Genomic DNA, 19,503 nt, shown 5'->3' on the forward strand with positions numbered 1-19,503 from the left:
TGAAATGGATATCCAGCCGCACCAGGAGTGGACGCGTGCGGAGCAGGAAAGCGGCTACGGCAAGTTCCTGGCGGCCGGCGTGGCGGAAACCCTGTGGCATGACAACAAACCCATCGCCTGCTATGGCGGCGTCGTACTGTGGCCGGGCAACGGGGAGGTGTGGGCCATTCTTTCGCGTGGCATCGGCACGGCCATGACCGCGGTGGTCCGAGCGTTTCGGGCGCTGATCGAAGACAGCGTGCCGCGCCGGCTCCAGGCCTACGTCGATGCGGACTTCGAACCCGGCATTCGGCTGATGTTCCAACTTGGTTTTCAGGTTGAAGGCAAGGCCCGCGCGTACCTGGCGAACGGCCACGATGCATTCCTTTTCGCTCGCCTGGCCGACGATGCGCAGCCTCTCGCTGTCGTCGACACCTATGGCGACATGCCGGCGCTCGCCAAGATCATGCGCCTGGAATCGGAAATGGCGGTGCTCCCGCAACTCGACATCGAGCCGGTGCACCATTTCAGCAAGGGGATCTACGCGCGCGAGATAATCATCCCGGCCGGCGCGCTCATCGCTGGGAAGATGCACGCCACGGATCACCTGAACATTCTCTCCAAGGGCGAAATCTCGGTGCTGACAGAGAATGGCATCGAACGCCTGCGGGCGCCGGCCGTCATTCCCGCGCGCGCCGGGATGAAGCGGGTCGGCTATGCCCACGAGGAAACCGTATGGACGACGATCCACGGCACCGATGAAACCGACCTGGCGAAGCTGGAAGCCGAGTTGATCATCCCCGCCGCCGCGCTGGAGGTGCTGCCATGAGCTGGATCGCCGTGGGCGTGGCCGCTGTCGCCGTCGTCGGATCAATCAAGAGTTCTCAGGACCAAGAAGCCCAGGCAGACGCCGCGCAGTCGACGAATCAGGCCAACGCTACCCAGCAACTGGCAAACATGCAAGCTGTCGAGGCGCAGGCCTCCGCTCAGGAAGAGGCACAGCGGCGCCAGTCTGGCGCGTACCTTGGAAAGCAACGCGCAGCGCTGGGAGATTCAGGGACCGGCTCTCTTGGCTCTGGCTCGAATTTCGATGTCGCGCGCCAGTCTGCGGTGAGCGCTGAACTGGACGCGCTGAATATCCGCTACGGCGGTGAACTGCGTGGCACGCAGTACCTGCAATCTGCCTACAACTATCAGGCCGGCGCGGACGCCGCTGGGGCCCAGGCTGCTCAGATTGGCTCCACGATGTACACATCTGCTGCGCTCGCTGGCGTGAGCAGCTATTCCAAATCATATACGGCCGGTCAACGCGTACCCACGGGGACTAAATAATGGTGCGCGTCGCGCTTCTCCAACAGACTGTCAACACGCCGTCAGGCGGCATCGATGCCGCCCAACGCACGCAGCAGTTGCCGACCGCTCAGGCGGAACTGTGGCAGCAGGCTGCCGGCGCGGCGCAGGCGGTGGGCACTGCTTATAACGCCCATGAGATGGCCGCCGATCGGCAACGTAAGCTGGATGGCGCTGTATGGGCGGCTGATGCCGCGTCAAATGCCACGCTGACCTGGCAACAGAAGATGCAGGACCAGCAGCTTTCCGCGGCCCCCGGCGCGCCTGGCTTCACCAAAGACTTCCTGGGCAATTACGATTCTTGGAAGGCGGAGCAGATCGCGGCCGCGCCCGACGATGATTCCAGGCGCTACCTGGACCAGCACCTGACCCAGTTGCGCACGTCGTTCGGCGAAAAGGCCATTGCCTTCGAGGGCCAGCAGAAGGTCAAGTGGCGGGAAGACACGTTTGCCAATGCCACGCAGAACGCGGCGGACGCGGCCTTCAATGATCCCAGCCAGCGCGACAAGCTGCTGAACGACATCCTTACGCCTCTGGATGCGATGGATATGCCGGGCGAGTGGAAAGCTCAGCAGGCGCGCGCGGCTACGCAGAAGGTGAACCTTGCGGCCGCGTTGTCCGTCGCTCAGAGCAATCCGGGCGCCATTGTCGGCCAGCCGGGCACTGGAGCGACGGCGGCGGCAGGCGGCACGTTCGCCGGTGGATTCGCTGGCGCGGATGCCTGGATCGCGCAGAAAGAGGGCGGCTACGTCGGCAACGACAACGGCAAGGGTCCGACCAATTACGGCATCAACTCGACGGCAAATCCCGACCTGGATGTGTCGAAGCTGACGCCGGAGACGGCATCGGCCGTGCGCAAGTCGCGCTACTGGGACGCCATCCACGGCGATGCGCTGCCGCCCGCCATGCAGCCGGTGGCGTACAACCTGGCCATGTCGTCGGGCCCTGGCGTGGCAAACCGTCTCATTGCCGCGGCCAACGGTGACCCCGACAAGCTGAACCAGCTCGCCAAGAACTATTTCGATCAGATCCCACCCGAGCGCGCTAACGGCAACACACCGGGCTGGAAGGCGCGGTCCGATGAAGCGCTGGCGCTGGGCAAGAGCACCGCAGCTTCTGCTGACAATCCGGTCCTTTCCAGCCTGAACTACCAGACGCGCATCCAGGTGTTCAACGCGGCCAAGACGCAGCAGAACCAGGATATGGCGCTCTGGCGCGCGCGCATCAGCGGCCGCCTGCAGGACACCCAGGCCATGGCCACGCAGGGCATCAGCGATCCCACGCCGCTGACCATGGACACGTTGCTGAAGGCCTTCCCGCCCGATGAGGCGGCGCAGCACTATCAGGCGTACCAGGATGGCCAGCAGCTCGCCCTGGACGTCGCCAACATCAAGGGCATGCCGAATGATCAGATCGCCGGTCTTGTTCAATCCCGGTCGCCAATGGCTGGCCCTGGCTACGCTCAGGCTCAGCGCGACCAGCAGATCCTGGCCCAAGCCGCAGCGCATGTTGTGCAGCAGCGCCAGGCTGACCCGTCCGCCTATGTCGCGCAGAATGCTCCGGCCGTGCAGGCGGCGCAGCGACAGTTCGCATCCAACCCGACGCCGGCCACCGCGCAGGTGTACGCCCAGACGTCGATCGCCGAGCAGCAGCGCTTGGGTATCGACAAACCGCAGATCCTGACCAAGATGCAGGCGACCAGCCTGGAAGCCCAGATCCGCGACAAGGGGGGCGCCAATGCTGACCAAGTCATCCAGCAGCAGGCCCAGTTGTGGGGGCCGAACTGGGGCACGGTGTTCGGGCAACTCAAGGACATTCCGCCGGTGGCGAAGGTGTTGGGCTACCTGGGCGACTCGGTCGACGCATCCACACGCACGCAGATCATGACCGCCTCGCAGGTGAAGGTCGACGAGCTCAAGGACGGTCTGCCGACCTCGGATGTATCGGCCGCCGAAAAGAACCTGCAATCGCTCACCAAGGACTTCGCCTCCACCATGGCCTACACCGTGGGCGGCGCGCAGACCTTCGGCGCGCTCTACGACTCAGCCCAGCGCCTGACCTACACGTACATGCGCCAGGGTATGAGCTACGGCGACGCGTCGCAGCAAGCTTTCCAGAACATCATGGGGAAAAATTTCAACGTGGTGGGCAACGCGCGCATCCCCAGCCAATACGACCAGAAGGCAGTCATGCGTGGCGCCAGCGGGCTGATGGATGGGCTGGACAAGGCCGACTTGGTCACGCCACCCGCTCCTGCCACCATGCGCGCCGAGGACGCCAAGGGGCTGTATGTCAGCAACCTGAAATCCAACGGTAAGTGGATTACAGGCGCAGACGGTAAGGGACTCATCCTATTCGATCCGGTATCCCAGACTGTAGTGCGCACGCAGGACGGCAAGCCGGTGGGTGCAAGTTGGTCCGATCTTGTCAATCCGCCAGCGCCGACGCCAGCCGGCTGGTCAGCATTCGGCCCGGATGCTGGATCCGTGAAGGGAATGGTTTCGCCCGGGAACATCGACCTGACCCGGCGTCCGCAGGTGAAAAACGATGATGGTTCTATCAGCACGGTGCGTTCCATGTCGTTCGAGGAGGATGGCAAGGAGGTCCTGATTCCGACCGTCAGTGACGACGGTAAGCGGATTCTGTCCGACGATGAAGCGATTGCGCAGTACCACCGAACCGGCAAGTACTTGGGCAAGTTCGATACGCCAGACAACGCTGACGCCTATGCCGAGCAACTGCATCAGCAGCAGGAAGAGGCCTATCTGAAGCGTGGTGCAGGCCAGTACGCGCCCGACATGCAGCCGTGGCTGGCGCCGGGCTAAGGAGACGGACATGGGCGACCTCGTTCTAGATTCCGACTTCACCGCGCCGCTGCGGCCGATCACCGACTATCCGACGCCGCTGGGTGACTACCTGGAGGCCAAGGTAGGGCAAACCCTCCAGGGCACGCTCGACACCATGTCGTGGCTGGCTGGCGCGCGCCCCAACCGCGCCATCATCGCCTATGACCTCGAGGGTAATCCCGTCTTCGGTGATGACCCCAGCCAGGTGAAGGTAGCGCCGGATGAAGCCAAGCAGCGCCTGGGCGCCGCCGGGGTCAAACTGGACGTGCCGGAAGACGGCATCTACGAAAACAACATCCAGGCACTGATCGAACGGCAGCAGGACCAGGTAGCGCGGCAGGTTGCAATCACGGCATCGCCCACGGGCGCACGATCGGTGCTGGGCTTCGGCGCCCAATTCGCTACGTCCTTGCTGGATCCGATCAACCTGGCCGCTTCATTCGTGCCCGTGGTCGGCCCGCTAAAGTATTCGGCGATGCTGGCCGACACGGGCGGCGCACTGGGCCGGGCTGGCGTTCGCGCCGGCATCGGGGCGGCGGAGGGTGCCGCAGGCGCGGCCCTGCTCACCCCCCTGCAGTATGCCGCCACTCGCAATGCGGGCGACGACTTCACCATGACGGATGCGCTGGAAAACATCGCCTTCGGCGCGGCGTTTGGGGCCGGCCTGCATACCATCGGCGGCGCTCTGAAGGATTCTATATCCGGGCCGCCGCGGCGCGCGCCCATCGAAACGGACGTGCCCAGCACGCTCCCGGAGAACCCGGCCACCGCCGCCGACATCAGCACGCGCGCCGGTCAGCAGCCGATCACCGTGAATCTGGCTACCGGCGAAGTGCCGGCCGCGCCCATGCGTGCCGCCTGGATCGACTTGGCTGCCAGCCATGACGCCCGCATCGGCGCCACCAGCACGGCCATTGGCCAACTGCTTGACGGCCGGAACATTGAAATCAATCCCATCCTGCGCAATGACCCGAATGTCCAGTACGCGCTGGCGCAGCGTGGTCAGCCGACCGATCTGGCCGGTGCGACGGCGCAGGCCAGAGCTGACCTGGAGCCGCAGTTGCGCAACGAGTTGACCGCTCTGGCCGGCAATCAGGCCGAACGCGGGCAGGTCGCGCAGATGAGCGAGCAACTGGAGAGCATCCAGCGCGAACTCGCCAGGCCGGCCGTGCCCGCCAAAGAGGACATCCGGACCATGCAGGCGCGAGAGAAGCTGAAGTTCAAGGACGCCGAGGCGCGCGCTCAAGCCGACGTCGACAGCCGCCGCGCAGACCTGGAGGGCCAGGCCCATCGGCTGACCCAGGCGCTGGATACGAACCGGCGCGCCAGCCAGGCCGCCCAGGACTTGGCCGCGCTGGACAAAGGAGAGTTTCCCGCACGCTACCAGGACCAACTCGATCAGCGTGCGCAGGATCTGATGCAGGGTGATCCGCTGACGGCGGCATTGCGTCAGCTCTATTCCACGTCACCAGAGGCCGATCGGGCCGCAGCGCAGCGCTACAACGGCCCGGATAACGTGGCCGTGGCCGACCCGGACATGGCGCGCGCGGCCGACGAACACTTGGCGCAGACACCTGAGCCACTACGCGCCGCCACTGCTGAGGGCGCCGAGCAGGCCATGAACGATGCTCAGGTCCGCTTCCGCGATGTGCTTGACAACCTCAAGCGTCAGGGCGCAACAGACGAAACCCTGGCTGCCCTGCAAAAGGAACTGGAGCCGTTCGACGCCGCGGTGAAGGATGCCGACAACCTGGCCGCCGCCACGCGCGCGGCCGCACTCTGTGGATTGCGCAATGGCTAGCACCGACGACTGCATCAAAGCGATGGCAGCGGCTGCCGGCCGCGACCTGACCGACGACGAGATGGAGGCGCTGCAAACGCAGCTCCAGGCGCGCACGCGATACGAACAGGTTCGCAACGGCGCCATAGACATGCGAGATGCGGCGCTGAAGGCTGCGGACTCCATCGGCGCAGACCTGAAGACTGCCGCTTTCATCGAGCGCCGCAACGCCTTGATAAACGCGGCCATCCGTGCCGAGAAGGTGGAATGGATCCAAAGCAATTTCGGGAACCGGCCGGCCGAGGGAATTACCGCACTGCTGGTGGGTGTGAACCGGGCCAAGCAGGGCGCGCGCAACTCGGTCATGTCGGTGCAGAAAACCCTGCACGACAAGTTCCTGAGCGGTTTTGTAGCCGACCTGGAGAAGACCGGTAGCGCCAAACTATTCTCCGGCGGGACCATGGACCGCGACGTGACGCGCGCGCTGTGGGCGCTGGGCCGCGAGAACGAAGCGGACCTGCTCAAGGGTATCCCCGGGCCGGCGCAGGAGATTGCCCGGGTCATCAACAAATGGCAGGAATACACCCGCGTGACGGCGAACGAGGCCGGCGCCTGGATCGGCAAGGAAGCCGGCTACATCGTCAAGCAGTCGCACGACATGCTGCGCATCCGGCATGCTGGATTCGACACTTGGCGCGCCGCTGCCCTGGAGCATTTCGACATCCCGCGCATGATGACCGAATCTGGCGCCGATAACGTGGATGAGATGCTGAATGGCATCTTCCGCAACCTGGCCAGCGGCGACCACATGAAGCCCATCGCCAGCGTCGCAGAATCGCCGTTCAAAGGGCCGGGCAACCTGGCCAAGCGCATCAGCCAGGACCGCGTGGTCCACTTCAAGGACGCCGATGCTTGGTTCGACTACAACCAGGCCTATGGCGTCCGCAGTCTGCGCGAGGCGGTGGCCGGCGGCATTGCGCGCGGGGCCCAGCAGATCGGCCTGTTGCGTCAGCTCGGTACGAACCCGGGCGGCATGGTGGAAACCCTGCGCAACGACCTGATCCAGGCTTCCAAGAAGGCCGGCGAGTTCGGCAAGGTTGATGACCTGAAGGGCAAGGCCGACCGGCACGACCAATACCTCTCAGCCATCGACGGCCGGATGAACATCCCCGGTAATGCCCTGTGGGCGCGCCGTGGACAAAACCTGCGCGCCTGGCAGTCGCTGGCAAAGCTGGGCGGCATGATTCTGTCCCAGTTCAACGATATTGCCGTCTACGGATCCGAGGCCAAGTACCAGGGCCGCGGCTTTCTCTCCGGCATGGGCGAGTCCATGGCGGGCCTGGGCACGAACCTGAAGACGGAGGAACGCAAGGACCTGCTTGCCAGCCTGGGCGTCTTCTTCGAATCGTCGATCGGTGAGATCGCGCGCACCGGCTCATTCGAGGACGCCGGCGCCCTGACCAAAAGCCAGCGCCTGTTCTTCAAGCTGAACTTGGGCCAGTGGTGGACCGAGAAGATGCGCGCGGCCGCCGCCATGGGGATGTCGCACCACATGGCGCTGCAGACCGGAAAGGTATGGGAGGCGCTGGCGCCTGAGTATCGGCGCGTGCTCAGCCTATACGACATCGACGGACCGAAGTGGGACGTCATCCGACAGTCTGGCATGAAACAGGTCGACGGGCGCAATTACGTGGCGCCGGACACGATCACGCAATTGCCTGACGATGTCGTGCGCGGCTACCTGGAGGCGAACGAATTGCGCGCCGGCCCGAAGGATATTGCCGCCGCGAAAGAAGACCTCGCCACCAAACTGCAGACCTACCTGAACGACCGGACGACGTTCTTCCAACTGGAGCCCGACAACAAGACGCGCGCGCTGCTGCTTCAGGGCACGAAGCCGGGAACCTGGATGGGCGAGTTCGCGCGCTTTGCCATGCAGTTCAAGAGCTTCACCGGTGCCTACATGCAGAAGATCATGGGCCGGGAACTGTACGGGCGCGGCTTCGAGGGCACCAATCCCATCAAGGCGTTGGCCGGCGGCAATGGTGAGGCCTGGGGCCTTGTGAGCGTCGTTGCCATGTCCACCCTGTTCGGCTACGGCTCGATGCTCGCCAAGGACATGATGCGTGGCCAGACGCCGCGGCTACCGAATGGCGACGCTGCCCAGGACACGAAGCTGTTCCTGGCGGCCATGGCCCAGGGCGGCGGCATGGGCCTGATGGGGGATTTCCTTTTCGGCACGGCTAACCGGTTCGGCGGGGGTGTTCTTGCCTCCATGGCCGGGCCTACCGCCGGCTTTGCTAATGACCTGGTCAACCTCTACCAGGCGGCGCGCGACGAGGCTCTGACGGGTAAGGGAAGCACCGCCGCCGAAGCGCTGCGTGTGGCGATGAACAACACGCCATACCTGAACCTCTTCTACACGCGCATCGCGCTCGACTACCTGCTGTTCTACCGCATCCAGGAATGGATGAATCCCGGCTATCTCAGCCGGATGGAGCAGCGCGTCCGCACGCAAAACAACCAGACCTTTATCCTTCCCCCAAGCCAGGTGATCCGATGACCGTAAATGCTACCCCGTCCAATGTCACCTTCAATGGCGACGGAATCAGTAATGTGATACCGGTCCCGTTCTATGTTCAGAAGGCACAAGATTTGTCGGCGGTCCTGTTTGATACTTCGACTCTCGACAGCACCCCTCTTATTTTCGGTACCGACTATACGGTCCAAAATGCCGGCCAGACAACGGGCGCGCAAATAACCCTCGTGACTCCTTTGCCTATAGGGAAGAAACTGTACGTTGACCGATCCCATATCACGATAGACCAGCAGACAAATTGGGTTCAGAACGACAAATTTCCAGCGAAGTCTAACGAGGACGCTGTCGATAAACTAACGATGATCGCGCAGTTGCAGAGCGAGCAATCGTCGTCGGCAATCCGATACCCTCAGTTCGAATTTCGTGACGGCACACTTCCGCAAGCAATCAACCGCGCTGGGAATGTGCTTGGCTTTGACCAGAACGGCGAACAGGTCATGATCCCGCTGCCAGCTTCTGTAGGCGCTGGTGATATGCGCCTCGACGCTTTCGTGGCTGGTGTGGATTTCACCCCCGGAACATCGACCACGCTGACGCTATCACGAGCGTACGGAACTCTGGCCAACGTCGAAATTCATTTCGATGGAACGTTCCAGGGCCCCGATCAAGTATTGACCCTTGTGGGGCAGACGCTCACCTTCATAGATCCAATACCCGTCGGAGTGGACAACGTCTACGTTCGCGGCGGAACATCCTTGTCGATGTGGAAACCTTCTTCTGGATCCATCACGGATGAAGAGGTGGCGGTGGGCGCTGGTATCCAGTCCGACAAGTTGTCCTACCTGCGCGCGGCGACTGGTTCCCAGGCTCGTTCTATCCGCTCGAAACTCAGTGAGCGCATCACCCCGCAGGATTTCGGAGCGAAGGGTGACGGCATAACTGATGACACCTTGGCCATCCAAAGAGCCATTGCGGCAGCAGTCGCGATTGGCGCTGGCGTTGTCTGGATTCTGCCGGGAACGTATGGCGTGTCGCAAACTATCGTACTTCCCAACGGCGTCAGCCTTTTCGGAGAATGTGGCGCGCCGTCGTTTCCCGAGTTGAACGCTATCGCTGTATCGCAATTCAAGTGGATCGGCGCGGCGGGCGGAGTGGTATGCCAGACCGCCGCTGGGTGGGCCGGCCGCATCGACAACATCCAGTTCAATGCAAACGGTCTCGCGGCAACCTGCCAGACACTGGTCGGCATCGGTGGATGCCTTTTCAATAATGTTCGATGGGTCAACTCGATGAGCCTTGCGGTGGATTGGCATAGCCAAGCCGGCAAACCGTCATCGCTCAACACGTTCGTCAATTGTGTGTCAGCGGATCATCAAGGTGTCGGCTTCCAGATGAGCGGCCTTTCCAATGGGGCGGTGACACTGAATACGTTTATTGGGTGCCGGTTTTCTGGGAAAAACCTCAACCTCCGTATTTTGCAATTTGCAGATACCAATACGTGGTTTGGCGGCCGCGTTGAGGGCGGTATCCAGTACGGGCTTGTTGTCAATGAGGCAGGCGGAGGCTTGAATTCAGATTCGCTTCTATTCTCTGGCGTCACGTTCGATGGAAGCGGTGTTGCTGATTCGGCCATGTGCTACATCGGGCCGCCGATTTCGCCGCTGCCTCCCGGCGGCGGCAGCACGGTGGTGACGTTTCGGGACTGCCATATGACCGAAAGCGGTCATCTCAACGCAGGCCCAGTGGGCGCCAACATCAAGGTTATTGACTGCCCGGCATTCGCGATGATGTACGGATCAGTTGGCGACTACGTCCCAGCGCAGGACGTCACCGTTACCGCATCGCCATTCACCTACACGAACAATGATCCATATGCAGAAAACGTAATCATCAGCGGCGGCACTATTTCCGGTATCACGTTCATTCGAAATGGCGTATCTCACGCTCTTGGGCTTTCATCTGGTTCGTTTGTGTTGAATCCCGGTGATGCAATTCAGATCTCTTACTCTGTGACGCCTGCGGTGTTCACGCGCTGGCAGATATAGGAAAATCATGGCTACCAAAAATCCTTATCAGTTGCTGGATAGCGGCGCTTCGACTTCAGGCCAGGTGCTTGTGTCTCAAGGTGCAGGCCAGCCGCCGACGTTCAGGACGTTTGACGTGGCGGATGTCGTCAACGCCGCGTCCACGCTGGGAAAGCTTAACCAGTTTCAAGTTACATCCTCCGCTGAATTGGCCGGCGTCATGAGCGACGAGACGGGCAGCGGGAAGCTGGTGTTCGGAACAGCCCCAACGCTCGCACAACCGATCATCCAGGGGATCGTCGATACGTCAGATGCCGCCGCCGGTGTGGTGGGTCAATACGCATCCAATTCTGTAGCGCCAGGCGCTGCAGTAGCGCTGGTGACAAACACTGCCACGAACATCGTGAGTTTGTCCCTCACTGCCGGGGATTGGGATGTGTGGGGCACAGCGTGGACAGCGCCTGGCGGAACGACTAATCAAGCGCTCACCATCGTAGGTCTGAACACCACGTCTTCCACTCTGCCTACGCCCCCTGCCGGCGGCGCTATGGTGCAACTACCATTCTCTGCATCTGCAGGCCAAGCCATCGGGGTGTCGGTTGGTACGTTGCGTGTGCGAGTTGCAATCGCCACCAATGTGTTTCTCGTGCTGCTGTCTCAGTTTTCGATCAGCACGAATTCCGCATACGGCTTCATCGGCGCACGGCGGCGGCGGTAAGGATGGTAGAGACGCAGAAGCCATCAGAGACTGATCGCTTTCCTCCGGGGATGAGCGAAGACGCTCGCGCAATTCTTTCCGCCTTCGAGGGATGGCGCCGTGAAGAGCGGGCGGACAACAGCTCACAGCACAGCGAGAATCAGCTCCGCATCGAAGCTGTCGACGAGAAAGTGATGAAGCTCAACAAGCTGCTCGAAAGCTCGTTTCCGGACGGCGACCCGGAAGGCCATCGTCGATACCACGAGGCCATCATCAAGCGCGAAGAGCGGCGCGAAGAGTTCTATCAAAAACTATTCACGGAACTGGCCAGTAAGGGCTTGTGGGCCTTGATCGGGTTTCTATGCGTCGCTGTCTGGTTTTCCATCAGGGAACATATCAAATGAAAATCCCGCTTATCGATGACGTGCATCGACTGTTCAAGTTCTACAGTGTCTGGGCAATGCTGGCAATCCTGCTGGTTTCCATCGCTGAGGCACTCATGGCGCTGTACGTTCCGGCAGATGTGCCGCACGCCCTGGGCGCCGGCATCGTGACGGCGCTGCTCGCCATCATCGGCATCGGCCTACGGGCTTGGAAACAGGGTCCGCGCGATGGCGAGTAAATTGAGCAATGCGGTGAAGGCCGCTGTCGCCGTCGGTGCGAGCGCAGGAGTAATTCTGGGACTGTTCCTACATGATGCCGAGGGTACGCGCCTGAAGGCCTATCAGGACGGCGCCAAGGTATGGACGATATGCCAGGGACACACTGCCGGCGTCAAGGCTGGTGACGTGGCCACGCCGCAGCAGTGCGCCGACTTCTTCAATACCGATGTGGGCATCGCTTTCGCCGCGGTAGACCGCTTGGTGACCGTCCCCATGTCTGCGCCACAACGCGCAGGCGTGACGTCGTTCTGCGGCTACAGCATTGGCTCCGGTGCCTGCGCACGCTCCACGTTCCTGAAAAAGCTGAACGCCGGGGACCGCGCGGGCGCATGCAACGCCATCATGGACTGGACCTACATCACGGTCGACAAGCGCAAATTCGACTGCCGCACGCCTGGCAACAAGCTGTGCGCCGGCCTGGTCGACCGCCGTGAGGGGGAGCGCGAACTATGCCTGCTGGACTGATGAAGCCCTGGGTGCTGATCCTGATAGGCGCCGCGCTTGTGCTGGCGGCCGTGGCGGGCATCCGTTGGTACGGCCATGACCAATATGCTGCTGGTCACCAGCAGGCTGCTCTGGAAGCCCAGGCCGAGGCGCAGAAGCTATCCGAGCAATACCGGGCGCAGGAGGCTGCTGCCCAGCAATCCGTAGAGGCGAACTATGCGAAATACCGTGGGCAGATCCTGGCGAGCCAGGCTCACGCTGCTGACCTTGATGCTGCTGCTTCAGGGCTGCGCGCACAACTCGACAAGCTGCGCTCCGGTCGTGCCGCCGCGAATTCCCAGCCCGCAGGCCGAGTTGATGCAGGCGCCGCCCCTGACTTCATCGGCGTTATTGCAGCGTGCGCGGGACGATATGACGAAGTGGTCCGCTACGCTGGGCAGCTCGCCGACCAATTGACCGGGCTGCAGGGTTACGTGCGCGCCATATCCTCGCCGCTGGCACCGTGATCAGGCTGGCACCGTGATCTCGGCGGAGGCCTTCGCCGGTGGCTTCTTGGTGAAATATGGGCGTTCGACCAGCATGTAGGACAGGTAGGCGACTACGAGTGTGGTCAGCGTCGTTGCCACCGCATACCAAACGAAGCCGGCAGGGGATGCAGGCCACGGCGTCATCTTGTATAGCACGATCGAGAAGATGATGGGGTGGTAGAGATATATCGAATAGGAAAGTGTACCCAGGAATCTGACCGGGCGCGCGCTCAGGGCTCGGGCGATAATACTCCTGTCGTCCCAGACCACCTTGACGAAGGCGATCGATGCGACAGCCAGGAACGTGTAGTAATAGCCCAAGTAGGTCTTGAACCAGAAGACCTTCAGGATTCCACAAGCCAGGTAGGCCACAATCACAAGCGACAGGGGGAGCATCCTTGCTATGCGGCGGAGCAATGCATCATCCATTGATCCGATAACCGCACCGGCAAACATCCCCAACATCCGCACGTAGGTGTCTGGCATCCACCAAAAAGCTGCCGCGAGCATGATGATGGCGGCCACCCGCTTATCGATCACCGCAGCGCCTAGCGTCAGCACTGGGACAACGAGATAAAAAGCGAATTCGAACCCAAGCGACCAGGTAACATTGTTGTAAGGCGTCACCCCCAGCGACGGTATCGCGTTCAAGAAAATCAGATTCTTCGCGAAGTCCATCGGCTTCCAGGGCCAGCCAAATAGGAAAACATCACCTGCCGCGACCAGGATCAAGGCGATCAGGAAGGCAGGATAGATTCGTGTGAAACGATGTAGCAGGAAGCTTCCGTAGCTGAATGGTGTGCGGGTCGACAAGACGATGCGCGCCATAAGGAAACCGCTGATGATGAAGAAAACGTCGACGCCGTGATTGCCGTCAAGCAAATAGGCGAGAGCCTTCATCCATAGGGAATCCGACTGATAGGTAAGTGCGGCCCCAGGGATTTTGAAATAATCCACGGCAGCGCCACCAGCCACATGTTCAATGAATACGGCCAGCGCCGCGTAGATCCTCAGGCCGTCTATGGCTGGGTAGGCCACCGGCCGCACAATCGTGCCCGTGCGGAACATGAATTGTCTTCCGGAGTTGTAATGCGTCAGGATGTTAACCGAACCTGGCGCATCTCCTTTGGTGGGCGTTACGCCTCCCGCGCACAAGCCGGCGGTATCTCGTCGTCGGCGCCCACCTCGCGCTCCCAATAAGCGCAGCCGTAATCCGGCAGGCCTGTCACGCTGATTCTGCCGGGCGTCCGCTCGCAGACCAGGGCGCGCGGGTTGCCGTTCGTCTTCCCATGCCAATGCACGCAGACCCAGCAGCCGCCAGGGTGCAGGGACTCGTTGTAGGGGTCGAAATAGTCGTGGGACATGGCGGGCTTATACAGTGGTTTATCCAGTATAGGCCTGGGCCTGGATTGATAAGTTCGGGTTTCGATTGGGGACCTGGGGCAAATCCGTGGGGCCTGCCCCAATAAAGCCCCAGATTCCGGGAAGACCCGCATGGATACGTGGTGTGGGTGTCTCGCCGTCGGCACCAGGAATTTTGCGCAGGGTCTTCCCTGTGCGGCCAAGAAGCCCGTAAGAACGACGTTCTTGCGGGCTTTTTGCTGTCCGCCGTCCGCTCATCGATAGCAACAACGCAAATCGAACGCCTGTGATCAAATAGGGCACCACGCGCGAGGTTTGTATGGAACCTGTATCAAAGGATGTGCTGGCAAGCTGCCTGGAACTTCAGCTTGACGCCGTATTCCTGGTGGATGCGGCTGGCAAGCTTGGTCTATGTGAGCCCGGCCTGCGAGTCCATACTTGGCTACACGCCGGCGGAGATGATGGGCCGGCCGATGCTCGACTTCCTTGCCGTGGAAGACAGGGCGCGCACGATCAAGGAAGCCTTGTTGGTCATGTCCGGTCATCCGCGCATCGGCTTCGAGAACCGCTACGTCCACAAGGACGGCCACTACGTCGATATCATGTGGTCGGCGCGGTGGTCCGAGGAACACCGCCTGCGTATCGGCGTGGCCCGCGATGTCTCGGCCCGCAAGCAGGCCGAGGCCATGCAGCGGGCCACTTTCGCGATCTCCCAGGCGGCGCACGATGCCGTGGATCTGAGCGCCCTCAGCCGCGGCATCCACGACACGCTGGCGTCGCTGTTTCCCATCGAGGCCATGACCCTCGCCATCCACGATGGCGAGTCCGGCGGTTGGCGGGCGATCTATCGCTATGGCACGAATCCTGGCGTACCGGACCTGGATTGGGTCCGCGCCCAGGCGCTGGCGACGCAGGCCGTCATGTCGCGGCAGGTGCAATGGGAGCGGAGGCGAACGCCGCCAGGCGCCCCATCCGCCGGATCGACCATTGAAGCCACCCCGGCGCAGCCCGAAGCATCCATCGGCGCCATCGATGTCATCGTCCAAGGCCTGTGCGACGCCCTGGCGTGCTCCCTGATGCTGCACGGCACGGACTTCCGCGTACGGGTAAGCACAGGGACGGCCATCTATCCCGACGACGCAGCGTCCCTGGGCGAGCTGATGCAACTCGCCGACAAGCGCATGTATCTCGACAAATCTGGCGCTGATCGCAAGCGGGCCTAGCGGCCTCGCCCACCGACGTCATCTGCGAAAGCGTTGGTAATTACCAACGATATCTGCGTACTCAATCCCGAATTCGTCATGAATTGGGATGAAGCGTGTGCGCGCGGCAGCCTGTTGCCATTGCGGCGGCGCAACAAAATCCATTGTGTTTTCAAGCGCTAAGGTCGATTTGCTTGTGCCAGATCAACCCGTGGCCGATTGAAGCGGTGCCGCCGATACAGATAGTGACGTTAGAAACTTTCAGATCTCATTCAGTTTGCATACATATAGTTCGATTCCTATCGAACCGTCTACTGGATGGACATCTCTCCACGCGGGATGTCTACGGTGTGGTCATATAAATGACCCCCTGGCCGACACGGGGCGGTCTTTTCTCATTCGAATGGTTGTCGGGATATGTGGAAATTGAAGCGGCAAGGTATCAGGAAGTCCTGTTTGATGATTGCGCTGGTTTCCTGTTCGATCGCCGCTACGGCGGACGCGGCAGGAATCGAGAATCAGCAAGGCGTGTTGGACGGGAAGTACATTTCCACGGCGGCTGATTGCGTAGCCTGCCATACCGCCAAGGGCGGCGCCGCGTTCGCGGGTGGATACGCCATCGATTCGCCGATGGGGACAATCTGGTCCACCAACATCACACCATCCAAGAAGTTCGGCATCGGCGACTACACCGAGGCTGAATTCGCCCGCGCCGTGCGCGAAGGCGTGGCCCGCGATGGCCACCACCTGTATCCGGCCATGCCGTATACCTCGTACGGCAAGATGACCGATGAGGACATCGCGGCGCTGTACAAATACTTCATGACGCAAGTCCAGCCCGTGGACACGCCCAACAAGGAAACCAAGCTGCCGTTTCCTTTCAGCGTGCGTTCGTCCATGGCGATCTGGAATCTGATCTACGGCGATTCCAAGCCTTTCGTGCCGGTCGGCGACCAGTCGCAGGAAATCAATCGCGGCAATTATCTGGTCAACAGCCTGGCGCATTGCGCCGAGTGCCATACGCCGCGCACGGCATTGATGGGGTTGGACAGCAGCAAGCCGTTGGCCGGATCGCCCCTCGGCCCCTGGTACGCGCCGAATATCACCGCCGACAAGGTCGCGGGTATCGGTGCGTGGACCGATGACGAACTGAAGGCCTACCTGCGTACCGGCCACGTCGCCGGCAAGGCGCAAGCGGCCGGTCCCATGGCCGAAGCCGTCGAACACAGCTTGCAGTATCTGTCGGACGCGGACCTGAACGCCATCGTGGCGTACCTGAAGCAGACCAAGCCTGTCGGCGCGGACGGTGCAAAGCCGCGCGATGGCTACGGTGCGCCGGCTGACAGCGAAACGCGCTTGCGTGGCAACGCCGTGCGGGACGCGGATCCGGGTTGGAAGGTTTATTCCGCGACTTGCTCGGCCTGCCACGGCGCCAGGGGCGAGGGCACGTCGGTGTATCCGTCGCTGTTCCACAACTCCGCCACGGGCGCGGCCTATCCCGCCAATCTGGTGGCGACCATTCTTTTCGGGGTGCATCGCACGATAGACGGCCACGATATCGAAATGCCCGGCTTCGGTCCCCAGGCCTCGTATACCGAGCGCCTGACCGACCAGCAGGTGGCCGACGTGTCGAACTACGTGCTGGCCAACTTCGGCCAGCCGCAAAAGAAATTGACCGCGGATGATGTTGCCGTGGCGCGTGCCGGCGGTCCCGTCGCGCCGCTGGTGAAGCTGTCGCCCTATCTGCTGCCCGGCGCCATCGTGGTGCTGCTGGTGCTCATCGTGATTGCCATCGCCGTGACGCGGCGCCGGCGCGCTTACAAGAAAGGTTAAGTCATGACGGATGCCAAAGCAGTTGTGCTTTCCGAACAGGAAGTATTGATCGATTCCCGCCGCCGCAACCTGGTGAAGGGCGCCATCGCGCTGGGCGTGATGTGGCGGCTGCCTATCGATTCGGCGCTGGCTGCCGCGCCGGCCGAGGTGACGCAGGTCCCGGTGTCGGTGTCGGCCTTCCAGAAAGTCTCGACGTTCCTGACGTCGAAGAATGTCAGCCCGGCAATGGCCACGCGTTGCTATGACGCGTTGAAGAAGCGCATTCCGGACCTTGACAGCGTGGTGGCTTCGCTGGACACGCTGGTCAAGACCCGCCAGTTGAGCCACGTCGACGAGTATCTGGCGCTGACGGATGTCGACAAGGGCCTGGACACCCAGGCCAAGAGCATCATCCGCGCGCTGTACCTGGGCGTGGTGGGCGATGACGAGAAGGCCGAGTTGTTCGCCTACGAAGAGGCGTTCATGTATGACCCCACCCGCGCCATTCTGGTGGTGCCGACGTATGGCCGTGGCCCCAACTCCTGGGGCCCCAAGCCGGTGGATGCAGTTGCCGAGGTTAAAAGCTGATGGATTACGATACTGACGTATTGGTTATAGGTTCCGGCGTGATGGGCGCGCTGATCGCGACGCGCATGGCGCAAGCCGGCAAGGCTGTCACCATCCTGGAAGCGGGGCCGCGCGTGACGCGGGCAGAGATCGTCGAGGTGTTCCGCAATGCCCCGATCAAGCTGTCGCTTACCAATATCAAGCTGCAGGGCGCGGGCTCGCCTTTCCCCAATCCGCCGCATATCCCGTCGACCTACGGCGATTATCTGCAGCTCAAGGGTCCGGTCAAGTATCCCACCAAGTATTTGCGTGTCGTGGGGGGGACCACCTGGCACTTCGGGTCGGCGCTGTGGCGCATGATCCCGAACGATTTCAAGATCCGCACGCTCTACGATCGCGGCCGTGATTGGCCGATGACTTATGAAGAGCTGGAGCCGTTCTATTGCGAAGCGGAAGCGGAGCTTGGCGTGTCCGGCATGGATGGCCAGGACGAAGGCGGCAACGGTGGGCAGCCCTGGCCGCCCCGTTCCAAGCCTTTCCCGATGAAAGGCTTGCCAATTCCCTACTTCATGACGCGCCTGGCCGACCAATTGAAGGTGGGTGGCTACAACCCGATCTATGAACCGAACGGGCGTGCCACTTCGGCCTACAAGGAGCGTCCGCTCTGCTCGGGCAATAACAACTGCAATCCGGTCTGTCCCAGCGGCGCCAAGTACGACGGCACGCGTCACATCGACGAGGCCGAGCGCCACGGTGCGCGTGTGCTGGACAATTCGGTCGTCTACAAGATCGAGGCGGATGATTCCGGCAAGATCGTCGCCGTGCGCTACAAGAAGCCCGATGGCACGGATCATCGGATGACGGCACGCTATTTCGTGCTGGCGGCTTACGGTATCGAAAGCCCGAAACTGCTGCTGATGTCGACCTCGGAGAAATATCCGAACGGTATCGCCAACTCGTCCGACCAGGTTGGCCGCAATCTGATGGGCCATACCGGTATTGCGATGAATGTGATGGCCAGCGAGGATCTTTGGCCGGGCCAGGGCCCGACTGAATTGCTGGTCTACATGAACTATCGCGATGGCGAACTGCGCAAGCAGATTCCCAGCTACAAGACCAAGCTGCGCAATACCGTGGCGACGTCGGGCCTGGCGTCCAAGCTGATGGATCAGGGCGTGTACGGCTCGAAGCTGGACGCCGAAATCAAGCGTCAGTCGGCGCGCTCGCTGAATTTCGCCATCGACTTCGAAACGGAGGCGCAACCGCAGAACCGGGTGACGCCGAGCACGACCGCGAAGGACGCGCTTGGAATTCCTAAGCCGGAGATCTATTACAGCGTCAACGACTATTGGAATGCCGGTCGTGATTTTGGCGTGAAGGATCTGCAGAAGATGGCCGCGCTGATCAATGCCACCGATATCAAGATGGATACCAGCCATCAGGATCGCCAGCACATCATGGGCACCACGATCATGGGCAGCGATCCGCGCACGTCGGTGGTGGACAAGGATTGCCGCGCGCACGACCATCCGAACCTGTTCATCGTCGGCACCAACGTGATGCCTTCGGCCAGCTGTGTCAATCCGACCTTGACGGGGGCGGCGGTGACGCTGCGGACCGCGCAGGTGATGTTGCGGGAAGTTTGATCGTTCCTGGCAAACAATCAACCCGCGATTCTCCTGGAGAGCGCGGGTTTTTTGCTTCTCTTACCT

The 19,503-nt window shown here is 61.7% G+C and carries 17 protein-coding genes; 15 read left to right on the forward strand and 2 right to left on the reverse strand.

Annotated elements, in window-relative coordinates; translation table 11 throughout:
* Positions 1-4: 4 nt before the first annotated feature.
* The 11 genes from CEY05_RS29075 to CEY05_RS29125 all read left to right on the forward strand — a co-directional run bounded on the left by CEY05_RS29075 (position 5) and on the right by CEY05_RS29125 (position 12,827).
* Positions 5-808, forward strand: coding sequence for a hypothetical protein (locus CEY05_RS29075; protein ID WP_143220696.1), 804 nt, complete (start codon positions 5-7; stop codon positions 806-808).
* Positions 805-1,311: a hypothetical protein gene (locus CEY05_RS29080; RefSeq protein ID WP_088600775.1), complete on the forward strand. Its 507-nt coding sequence runs from the start codon at positions 805-807 to the stop codon at positions 1,309-1,311. Before CEY05_RS29075 ends, CEY05_RS29080 begins: the two co-directional genes overlap by 4 nt.
* 245 nt (positions 1,312-1,556) lie before the next feature.
* Positions 1,557-4,154, forward strand: coding sequence for a glycosyl hydrolase 108 family protein (locus tag CEY05_RS29085; protein ID WP_158219454.1), 2,598 nt, complete (start codon positions 1,557-1,559; stop codon positions 4,152-4,154).
* A 10-nt stretch (positions 4,155-4,164) separates the two neighbouring features.
* On the forward strand, positions 4,165-5,976 hold the full coding sequence (locus tag CEY05_RS29090; RefSeq protein WP_088600777.1) for a hypothetical protein: 1,812 nt from the start codon (positions 4,165-4,167) through the stop codon (positions 5,974-5,976).
* The gene (locus tag CEY05_RS29095; RefSeq protein ID WP_088600778.1) at positions 5,969-8,518 is read left to right on the forward strand and encodes a hypothetical protein; all 2,550 of its coding nucleotides are present in this window, start codon (positions 5,969-5,971) and stop codon (positions 8,516-8,518) included. Before CEY05_RS29090 ends, CEY05_RS29095 begins: the two co-directional genes overlap by 8 nt.
* The gene (locus CEY05_RS31560) at positions 8,515-10,539 is read left to right on the forward strand and encodes a glycosyl hydrolase family 28-related protein (RefSeq protein WP_198952943.1); all 2,025 of its coding nucleotides are present in this window, start codon (positions 8,515-8,517) and stop codon (positions 10,537-10,539) included. The genes CEY05_RS29095 and CEY05_RS31560 overlap by 4 nt, the downstream gene beginning before the upstream one ends.
* A gap of 7 nt (positions 10,540-10,546) precedes the next feature.
* A complete protein-coding gene (locus CEY05_RS29105; RefSeq protein ID WP_088600779.1) occupies positions 10,547-11,236 on the forward strand; it encodes a hypothetical protein in 690 nt (229 codons plus the stop codon).
* Between the two features lie 2 nt (positions 11,237-11,238).
* Positions 11,239-11,619 carry a hypothetical protein gene (locus CEY05_RS29110; RefSeq protein ID WP_088607546.1) on the forward strand — a complete coding sequence of 127 codons (381 nt, stop codon included), beginning with the start codon at positions 11,239-11,241 and terminating at the stop codon, positions 11,617-11,619.
* Positions 11,616-11,837, forward strand: coding sequence for a hypothetical protein (locus CEY05_RS29115; RefSeq protein ID WP_088600781.1), 222 nt, complete (start codon positions 11,616-11,618; stop codon positions 11,835-11,837). The genes CEY05_RS29110 and CEY05_RS29115 overlap by 4 nt, the downstream gene beginning before the upstream one ends.
* Positions 11,827-12,342 carry a lysozyme gene (locus CEY05_RS29120; RefSeq protein ID WP_088600782.1) on the forward strand — a complete coding sequence of 172 codons (516 nt, stop codon included), beginning with the start codon at positions 11,827-11,829 and terminating at the stop codon, positions 12,340-12,342. Before CEY05_RS29115 ends, CEY05_RS29120 begins: the two co-directional genes overlap by 11 nt.
* On the forward strand, positions 12,327-12,827 hold the full coding sequence (locus CEY05_RS29125; RefSeq protein ID WP_143220700.1) for a hypothetical protein: 501 nt from the start codon (positions 12,327-12,329) through the stop codon (positions 12,825-12,827). The genes CEY05_RS29120 and CEY05_RS29125 overlap by 16 nt, the downstream gene beginning before the upstream one ends.
* Here CEY05_RS29125 and CEY05_RS29130 read toward each other — a convergent pair whose 3' ends face one another.
* Both CEY05_RS29130 and CEY05_RS29135 read right to left on the reverse strand, forming a co-directional pair.
* Positions 12,828-13,916 carry an acyltransferase gene (locus tag CEY05_RS29130; protein WP_088600784.1) on the reverse strand — a complete coding sequence of 363 codons (1,089 nt, stop codon included), beginning with the start codon at positions 13,914-13,916 and terminating at the stop codon, positions 12,828-12,830.
* A gap of 68 nt (positions 13,917-13,984) precedes the next feature.
* Positions 13,985-14,212 (reverse strand): hypothetical protein, encoded by a 228-nt coding sequence (locus tag CEY05_RS29135; RefSeq protein ID WP_088600785.1) that lies wholly within the window; start codon positions 14,210-14,212, stop codon positions 13,985-13,987.
* Positions 14,213-14,578: 366 nt separating this feature from the next.
* Here CEY05_RS29135 and CEY05_RS29140 point away from each other — a divergent pair, with 366 nt between their 5' ends.
* The 4 genes from CEY05_RS29140 to CEY05_RS29155 all read left to right on the forward strand — a co-directional run bounded on the left by CEY05_RS29140 (position 14,579) and on the right by CEY05_RS29155 (position 19,437).
* On the forward strand, positions 14,579-15,433 hold the full coding sequence (locus CEY05_RS29140; protein WP_158219455.1) for a PAS domain S-box protein: 855 nt from the start codon (positions 14,579-14,581) through the stop codon (positions 15,431-15,433).
* A gap of 438 nt (positions 15,434-15,871) precedes the next feature.
* The gene (locus CEY05_RS29145; protein ID WP_198952944.1) at positions 15,872-17,245 is read left to right on the forward strand and encodes a cytochrome c; all 1,374 of its coding nucleotides are present in this window, start codon (positions 15,872-15,874) and stop codon (positions 17,243-17,245) included.
* Positions 17,246-17,248: 3 nt separating this feature from the next.
* Positions 17,249-17,812, forward strand: a complete 564-nt coding sequence (locus CEY05_RS29150) for a sugar dehydrogenase complex small subunit (RefSeq protein WP_088600788.1) — start codon at positions 17,249-17,251, stop codon at positions 17,810-17,812.
* Positions 17,812-19,437, forward strand: coding sequence for a GMC family oxidoreductase (locus CEY05_RS29155; RefSeq protein ID WP_088600789.1), 1,626 nt, complete (start codon positions 17,812-17,814; stop codon positions 19,435-19,437). The genes CEY05_RS29150 and CEY05_RS29155 overlap by 1 nt, the downstream gene beginning before the upstream one ends.
* Positions 19,438-19,503: the final 66 nt, after the last annotated feature.

Source organism: Achromobacter sp. HZ34 (genome assembly GCF_002209485.1).
Classification (GTDB): domain Bacteria; phylum Pseudomonadota; class Gammaproteobacteria; order Burkholderiales; family Burkholderiaceae_B; genus Bordetella_C.